The organism is Pseudomonas sp. 2VD (assembly GCF_005503585.1).
Taxonomy (GTDB): domain Bacteria; phylum Pseudomonadota; class Gammaproteobacteria; order Pseudomonadales; family Pseudomonadaceae; genus Pseudomonas; species Pseudomonas aeruginosa.
In genome coordinates this window covers 1-7,589 of record NZ_SCND01000300.1, presented here as the reverse complement: position 1 = coordinate 7,589, position 7,589 = coordinate 1, and the positions used below count along the sequence as shown (strand labels likewise).

Genomic DNA, 7,589 nt, shown 5'->3' with positions numbered 1-7,589 from the left:
GTCAGGAACTGCGCGTGGCTGCCGTCGCGGAAGAACCCTGGCTCCCGCCCGGTGCCCCAGACCGCCTGGCCGAGCAGGGCCTTCGGTCCCTCCACCACCACCCCGGCGAAGTCGCGGCCCGGTACCCGGGGCAGGGTGGTATAGGGGAAGCGGCCGAGGACGTTCTTCACGTCGCTCGGATTCAGCCCGGCGGCGCGGATTTCCACCCGCACCTCATCGGCGGCGGGAAGCGGGTCGGGCATGTCCACCAGCTTGAGGGCGGCGAGGTCGCCGGTACGGTCGAATTGCAGTGCTTTCATCGGGGGCTCCGTGTCGTCGCGGCGATCAGTGCAGCCACTGCTGCAGCAGGTCGCGGCCAAGGGGGAAAAGCTGTTCGCCGAGCTGCATGCCAAGCAGGCCGACCAGGGCGATGGCGGGTGGCGCCGGCGAGCGGAAGTCGAGTACGGCGTAGAGCAGGCCGACCAGCAGGCCGATGCCGAGGGAGATCAGGTAGTTCATGGCGGCTGACAGGGACGGTGAACGATGGTGCCAGTCTAGTTGGCCGAAAAAACATCTATCGGCCAATCGCTATCGAATACCGGTCAAGGCTGGAACGGCTGGTGATGCTCGGCCCTGTACTCGGTGGGAGAGACGCCCAGCTCGCGGCGGAACATGTCGCTGAAGGCGCTCGGCGTATATCCCAGGGCATGGGCGATGCCCGCCACCGGACGGCCATCGATCAGTGCGGCGGCGGCGGTCGCCAGTTGCACCTGCCGCCGCCAGTCGGCGAAGCCCATGCCCAGGCTGCGCTGGAACAGGCGCGAGAGGGTCCGCACGCTGGCCCCGGCGTCTTCGGCCAGGCGCTCCAGGCCGATGTCCAGGGAGGGATTGGCCATCACCGCCTGGCACAGCGCGAGCAGGCGCCTGTCGGAGGCGTCCGGCAGCGGTACGCGGAGGCTGGAACGGCGCGCGCGACCGAGTTCGAGCACGGCGAGATCGGCCAGCGCCCGATAGTAGTGGGGGTCGCTCTGTCGTTCCTGCTCCACCAGGCTGACGATCAGCTCGCGCAGCAGCGGGCCGACCACCAGCACCAGGGTGCGGTCCTCCAGGCCGCGGGAGAGTTCCGGGCTCAGGTAGATGTTGCGCATCTGCAACTCGGACGCGATCCGCACCGCATGGCGCAGGCCCGGAGGCAACCAGACCGCCCGTTGCGGCGGGACCGGCAGGGCCTCGTCGGGCGTCTCCAGCCACATCATCCCGGACACCGCATAGAGCACCTGGCCCCAGGCGTGCTCGTGGGCATCGACGCGGTGCCCGGCAGGATAGCTGCGGGCGACGCCGCGCAGGGGCCGGCGGCTGTCGCTCAGGTCGGGTGGGGCGGGTCGTGCCATGGGAATGCCGTCGCGGAGTAAAGACGCAGGTTAACCGCTTGACGCCGATCATGCAGCGCCGGCTTTCAGCGCAGCCGTGACAGCGCTGCTGGCAGCTTTTTGCTCCGCCCTGTAAAGATAATTTTACGAAGACCGGGCGTTCGCCATGCATGCCGCCGGCGCGTAAGGAATAGTTGCCAGAAACCCTGCGCCAGGCCCTGCGCCGGGCCCTGCCGACGGCTTGTCCGCCGCGCCGCCACGGGGTGAGATGAAGGCATCTCCCATGTCGCCGGCCGCCTGGACCGGCGGCGGTCCATTCAACAAGAACAACGAGGAGGCCGGATGAACGCCGTGGCCAAGATCGAACAGCACAATCCCATCGGTACCGACGGATTCGAATTCGTCGAGTTCACCGCCCCCGACGCCAAGGGCATCGAGCAGCTCCGCCAGCTGTTCAACATGATGGGCTTCACCGAAACCGCCAAGCATCGTTCCAAGGAAGTCTTCCTGTTCCAGCAGAACGATATCAACATCGTGCTCAACGGCAGCCCGACCGGGCATGTCCATGAATTCGCCCTCAAGCACGGCCCGAGCGCCTGCGCCATGGCCTTCCGGGTGAAGAACGCTTCCCAGGCCGCCGCCTACGCCGAATCCCAGGGCGCCAAGCTGGTGGGCAGCCACGCCAACTTCGGCGAGCTGAACATCCCTTCCCTGGAAGGCATCGGCGGTTCGCTGCTGTATCTTGTCGACCGCTACGGCGACCGCAGCATCTATGACGTCGACTTCGAGTTCATCGAAGGCCGCAGCGCCAACGACAACTCGGTCGGCCTGACCTACATCGACCACCTGACCCACAACGTCAAGCGCGGCCAGATGGACGTCTGGTCCGGCTTCTACGAGCGCATCGCCAACTTCCGCGAGATTCGCTACTTCGACATCGAAGGCAAGCTCACCGGCCTGTTCTCCCGCGCCATGACCGCGCCTTGCGGGAAGATCCGCATCCCGATCAACGAGTCGGCCGACGATACCTCGCAGATCGAGGAATTCATCCGCGAATACCATGGCGAAGGCATCCAGCACATCGCCCTGACCACCGACGACATCTATGCCACGGTGCGCAAGCTGCGCGCCAACGGCGTGAAGTTCATGTCGACCCCGGACACCTACTACGAGAAGGTCGACACCCGCGTCGCCGGGCATGGCGAGCCGCTCGAGCAACTGCGCGAACTGAACCTGCTGATCGACGGCGCCCCGGGCGACGACGGCATCCTGCTGCAGATCTTCACCGACACGGTGATCGGCCCGATCTTCTTCGAGATCATCCAACGCAAGGGCAACCAGGGTTTCGGCGAGGGCAATTTCAAGGCCCTGTTCGAGTCCATCGAGGAAGATCAGATTCGCCGCGGCGTGATCTGATCCCGCTGCCGCCAGCCTCTTCCGGGGCTGGCGGTTTTCCTTGCGCTCCGCGTTTCCGTTCCAGCGGCGCCGATCGCGCCAGCCTTGCCCGCACCGCCGAGCCACGAGCCTGGCGGCCCATTCACGTCACGTACAACAACAAACAGGTGACGCATGATCCGTGAGTCCTTCCTTCGCCCAGCCGACCGCCCGCCGCCACGCGCCCCGCATGGCGCCCGCCGTGCGCCTGCCGCCTGAGCCGCACGGCCCCGTTTCGCCTCCGACAACAATAAATTTCCACTTGCGTGAGATAACTCAATGGACGGCCAACATCCGCATTCGGGCGAGCTCAAGCGCGGCCTGAAGAATCGTCACATCCAGTTGATCGCCCTCGGCGGCGCCATCGGCACCGGCCTGTTCCTCGGCTCGGCCGGGGTGCTCAAGTCGGCGGGCCCGTCGATGATCCTCGGCTACGCCATCGCCGGCTTCATCGCTTTCATGATCATGCGCCAGCTCGGCGAGATGATCGTCGAGGAGCCGGTTGCCGGCTCCTTCAGCCACTTCGCGCACAAGTACTGGGGCGGCTTCGCCGGCTTCCTCTCCGGCTGGAACTGCTGGGTGCTGTACATCCTGGTCGGGATGTCGGAACTGACCGCGGTCGGCAAGTACATCCACTACTGGTGGCCGGAGGTGCCGACCTGGGCCACGGCGGCGTTGTTCTTCGTCGTCGTCAACGCGATCAACCTGGCCAACGTCAAGGCCTTCGGCGAAGCCGAGTTCTGGTTCGCGATCATCAAGGTGGTGGCGATCATCGGCATGATCCTGCTCGGCTGCTACCTGCTGTTCAGCGGCAGCGGCGGTCCGCAGGCTTCGGTGAGCAACCTCTGGGCACACGGCGGTTTCTTCCCCAACGGAGTGAGCGGCCTGGTGATGGCCATGGCGATCATCATGTTCTCCTTCGGTGGCCTGGAAATGCTCGGCTTCACCGCGGCCGAGGCGGACAAGCCGAGGACGGTGATCCCGAAGGCGATCAACCAGGTGATCTATCGCATCCTGATCTTCTACATCGGCGCCCTGGTCGTGCTGCTCTCGCTGACGCCCTGGGACAGCCTGCTGCAGACCCTCAACGCTTCCGGCGATGCCTACAGCGGCAGCCCGTTCGTGCAGATCTTCTCGATGATCGGCAGCGGCACTGCCGCGCACCTGCTGAACTTCGTGGTGCTCACCGCCGCACTGTCGGTGTACAACAGCGGCACCTATTGCAACGGCCGCATGCTTCTCGGCCTGGCCGAGCAGGGCGATGCCCCGCGCGCGCTGGCCAGGGTCGACAAGCGCGGCGTACCGGTACGCGCCCTGGTGGTATCGGCGCTGGTGACCTTCCTCGCGGTGGTGGTGAACTATGTGATCCCGCACCAGGCGCTGGAGCTGCTGATGTCGCTGGTGGTGGCGGCGCTGGTGATCAACTGGGCGATGATCAGCATGGCGCACCTGAAGTTCCGCGCGCAGATGGACCGCCAGGGCACCCGCACGCACTTCCGCGCGTTCTGGTATCCGTACGGCAACTACCTGTGCATGGCCTTCGTGGTGTTCATCCTCGGCGTCATGTTGCTGATCCCCGGCATCCAGGTCTCGGTCTATGCCATCCCGGTCTGGCTGCTGGTGATGTGGGCCTGCTACCGACTCAAGGGAGCCCCGCGGCCGATGCCGGGCCTGCGGGTGAAGCCGGTCACCGAGTGATCGATGGGGCGCCGGCGCGCAGAGGAGAGGGGAGCGCTCCTTTGCGCGTCCCGGCGGCCCACAAGACTTTTTCTAGGGGCGCCTGTCGTTGACGCGGCAGGTGCCGAATTCCTACAGTGGCAGCGCCATTTTTTCTCGTTAGAGGGATTTCCATGAAAAAAGCGCTCTGGCTGCTTCTGGCTGCCGTTCCCGTGGTCCTGGTCGCCTGCGGCGGCAGCGACGACGACAAGCAGACCGCCCAGGTCGATTACCTGGCCCTGCCGGGGGATGCCAAGCTGGATACCCGCAGCGTCGACTACAAGTGCGAGAACGGTCGCAAGTTCACCGTGCAGTACCTGAACAAGGGCGACAACAGCCTCGCCGTGGTGCCGGTCAGCGACAACTCGACGCTGGTCTTCAGCAATGTGATTTCCGCCTCCGGCGCCAAGTACGCCGCCGGCCAGTACATCTGGTGGACCAAGGGCGAGGAAGCCACCCTCTACGGCGACTGGAAGGGCGGCGAGCCCACCGACGGGGTCGCCTGCAAGGAGCGTTGAGTTCGACCTGGCGCCTTAGCCGAAATGAAGGAACCCGGCCGCGGCCGGGTTTCTTTTTGCCTGCTTTTCCGCTCGGCAAAGGGGTTATGCTGGCAGCCCCGTTGGTCCACCGTGCCGCCCCATGCTGATCATCTCCAATGCCGTCCACCTGCCCGACCATGAGATCGAGCTGAATGCCATTCGCGCCCAGGGCGCCGGCGGGCAGAACGTCAACAAGGTCTCCAGCGCGGTGCACCTGCGCTTCGACATCCAGGCCTCGTCGTTGCCGCCGTTCTACAAGGAGCGTCTGCTGGCACTGAACGACCAGCGCATCAGCGGCGACGGCGTGGTGGTGATCAAGGCCCAGCAGTACCGGACCCAGGAGCAGAACCGCGAGGATGCCCTGGAGCGCCTGGCGGAGTTGATCCGCAGCGTGGCCAAGGTGCAGAAGGCGCGCCGCCCGACCAAGCCTACGCGCGGCTCGCAGAAGCGCCGGCTGGACGGCAAGGCCAAGCGCGGCGCGGTGAAGGCCGGGCGCGGCAAGGTGGATTTCTGAGCCGGCCGGTCTTCGCGACGGATCAGCGTACGGCCTGGGCCACCGGCTGGCCGAGGCCGCGCTCGCGGTCGCGTTGCAGGCGATAGGCCTTGGCCGCGGCCGGGATCGCAGTGACCTGGCCGGTTTCCAGCCAGCGTCGCAGGCGCGTGGCGTCGGCGAAGTGGGTGTACTTGCCGAAGGCGTCCAGCACCACCAGATTGACCGGGCTGCGGTTGATCGTGGTGCGCATCACCAGGCAGTGGCCTGCCTCGTTGGTGAAGCCGGTCTTGGTCAACTGGATGTTCCAGGTCTTGTTGTTGATCAGGTGGTTGGTGTTGCGGAAGCCCAGGGTGTAGTTGGGGTGGCGGAAGGCCACGGTCTTCTCCGGAGTGGTGCTCCACTGACTGAGCAGCGGATATTGCCGGCTGGCCACCAGCAGGCGGGTGAGGTCGCGAGCGGTGGAGACGTTGTGCAGCGACAGCCCGGTCGGCTCGACGTAGCGGGTGTTCTTCATTCCCAGGGCGTGGGCCTTGGCGTTCATCGCCTTGACGAAGGCGTTCTTGCCGCCCGGATAGTTCTGCGCGAGGCTGGCGGCGGCGCGGTTCTCCGAGGACATCAGGGCGAGCAGGAGCATGTCCCGGCGGCTGATCTGGCTGCCGACCCGCACCCGGGAAAACACCCCGCGCATTTCGCTGGTCTCGCTGATGGCGATCGGCAGTACCTCGTCCAGCGGCAGTTTCGAGTCGAGCACGACCATGGCGGTCATCAGCTTGGTGATCGAGGCGATCGGCACCACCAGGTCGGGGTTGCGCGAGTAGAGCACCTTGCCGGTGTTCTGGTCGGTAACCAGCGCGCTGCCCGACGCCAGCTCCTGTTGCAGCGGCAGCCCGGCCTTGGGCGGTGGGGAGGCGGATACCGCGGTGGCAACGCTGAGGGACAGGAACAGGGTGACCAGTGACAGGAGACGGTTTCTCACGTGCGTTGCTCACTAAGACGAGAAAGTGGGGGCCGTGGGGCGCAGTGTGAACTGGTGCCCATAATTGAGCATTTTATGCTCTTTTGTAGGAAAAGCACGTAGGGCTTTGAAAGTGCTGACTTATGGTTGGCCCGGTTCGGAGAGGTTCGGCGGATAACGCCTGTGGCGGTATTCGCCCTACGCCCACAAGGTCGTGGTGCGGTAGGGCGAATAACCGCAACGCGGTTATCCGCCGCCTCGGCGGGAGTGCGCGGCATTCGCTGGGGCGAAAAAAAGCCGGCCATCACAGCCGGCTCAGGGTAACCGTGAGGGTTCAGTCCGCGCAGACCTGGGCGATGGCTTGCGCCAGGCGGTCGAGGCGGCGCGCGTCGAGACCGGCGACGTTGGCCCGGCCGCTGGAGACCAGGTAAACGGCGTGCTCGTCGCGCAGCCGAGCGACCTGCTGCGGGCTCAGTCCGGTATAGGAAAACATCCCGCGTTGCGCGCCGACATGGGCGAAGCGCTCGGCCAGGCCGTGCGGCGCCAGGGCTTCGACCAGGCCGATGCGCAGGCTGGCGATGCGCGAGCGCATGCCTTCGACCTCTTCCTGCCAGAGTCCCTTCAACTCGCTGTCGCCGAGGATCGCCGCGACCACCTCGGCGCCATGCGCCGGCGGGGTCGACCAGAGGTTGCGGGCGAGGAAGGCCAGTTGGCTACGCACGTCGGTGAGCTTCTCGGCGTTCTGCGCGCAGACGATCAGCGCGCCGACGCGGTCGCGGTACAGGCCGAAGTTCTTCGAGCAGGAACTGGTGACCAGCACCTCCGGCAGTTCGCCGGCGAACAGGCGTACCGCCCAGGCGTCTTCCTCGAGACCGTCGCCGAAGCCCTGGTAGGCGAAGTCGATCAGCGGCAGCAGCTCGCGACGACGTACCACGTCGAGCACCCTGTGCCAGTCGTCGTGGCTCAGGTCGAAACCGGTCGGGTTGTGGCAGCAGGCATGCAGCAGCACCACGTCTCCCTGGGGAATGCGCTCCAGGCCAGCAAGCATCGCCTCGACATCCAGGCGGTTGTCGGCGCTGACGTAGGGGTAGTGGGAAACCTTC

At 65.8% G+C, this 7,589-nt stretch carries 9 protein-coding genes; 4 read left to right on the top strand and 5 right to left on the bottom strand.

From position 1 onward, the window contains the following. From FFS27_RS24940 to FFS27_RS24930, 3 genes are all read right to left on the bottom strand, one after another. Positions 1 to 299 (bottom strand): quinone oxidoreductase family protein (locus FFS27_RS24940; RefSeq protein WP_137952264.1); only part of this gene is annotated, 299 nt, incomplete at its 3' end. A 25-nt stretch (positions 300 to 324) separates the two neighbouring features. Next, positions 325 to 498: a DUF1427 family protein gene (locus tag FFS27_RS24935; protein ID WP_003109411.1), complete on the bottom strand. Its 174-nt coding sequence runs from the start codon at positions 496 to 498 to the stop codon at positions 325 to 327. A gap of 83 nt (positions 499 to 581) precedes the next feature. Continuing rightward, positions 582 to 1,370 carry an AraC family transcriptional regulator gene (locus FFS27_RS24930; RefSeq protein WP_003085876.1) on the bottom strand — a complete coding sequence of 263 codons (789 nt, stop codon included), beginning with the start codon at positions 1,368 to 1,370 and terminating at the stop codon, positions 582 to 584. Between the two features lie 321 nt (positions 1,371 to 1,691). Here FFS27_RS24930 and hppD point away from each other — a divergent pair, with 321 nt between their 5' ends. The 4 genes from hppD to arfB all read left to right on the top strand — a co-directional run bounded on the left by hppD (position 1,692) and on the right by arfB (position 5,552). After that, positions 1,692 to 2,765: a 4-hydroxyphenylpyruvate dioxygenase gene (gene hppD, locus FFS27_RS24920; RefSeq protein WP_003134288.1), complete on the top strand. Its 1,074-nt coding sequence runs from the start codon at positions 1,692 to 1,694 to the stop codon at positions 2,763 to 2,765. 297 nt (positions 2,766 to 3,062) lie between these two features. Then, positions 3,063 to 4,481 (top strand): amino acid permease, encoded by a 1,419-nt coding sequence (locus FFS27_RS24915; protein WP_003085884.1) that lies wholly within the window; start codon positions 3,063 to 3,065, stop codon positions 4,479 to 4,481. A 152-nt stretch (positions 4,482 to 4,633) separates the two neighbouring features. Further along, on the top strand, positions 4,634 to 5,017 hold the full coding sequence (locus FFS27_RS24910; protein ID WP_003085889.1) for a lysozyme inhibitor: 384 nt from the start codon (positions 4,634 to 4,636) through the stop codon (positions 5,015 to 5,017). Between the two features lie 121 nt (positions 5,018 to 5,138). After that, complete coding sequence (gene arfB, locus FFS27_RS24905; protein WP_003105972.1) at positions 5,139 to 5,552, top strand: alternative ribosome rescue aminoacyl-tRNA hydrolase ArfB; 414 nt, start codon at positions 5,139 to 5,141, stop codon at positions 5,550 to 5,552. A 22-nt stretch (positions 5,553 to 5,574) separates the two neighbouring features. Here the strand turns inward: arfB and pbpG are convergent, their stop codons facing one another. Both pbpG and FFS27_RS24895 read right to left on the bottom strand, forming a co-directional pair. Further along, positions 5,575 to 6,507: a D-alanyl-D-alanine endopeptidase gene (gene pbpG / locus FFS27_RS24900; protein ID WP_003114239.1), complete on the bottom strand. Its 933-nt coding sequence runs from the start codon at positions 6,505 to 6,507 to the stop codon at positions 5,575 to 5,577. 313 nt (positions 6,508 to 6,820) lie between these two features. Then, on the bottom strand, positions 6,821 to 7,589 hold a 769-nt coding region (locus FFS27_RS24895; RefSeq protein ID WP_137952263.1), incomplete at its 5' end, for an aminotransferase class I/II-fold pyridoxal phosphate-dependent enzyme.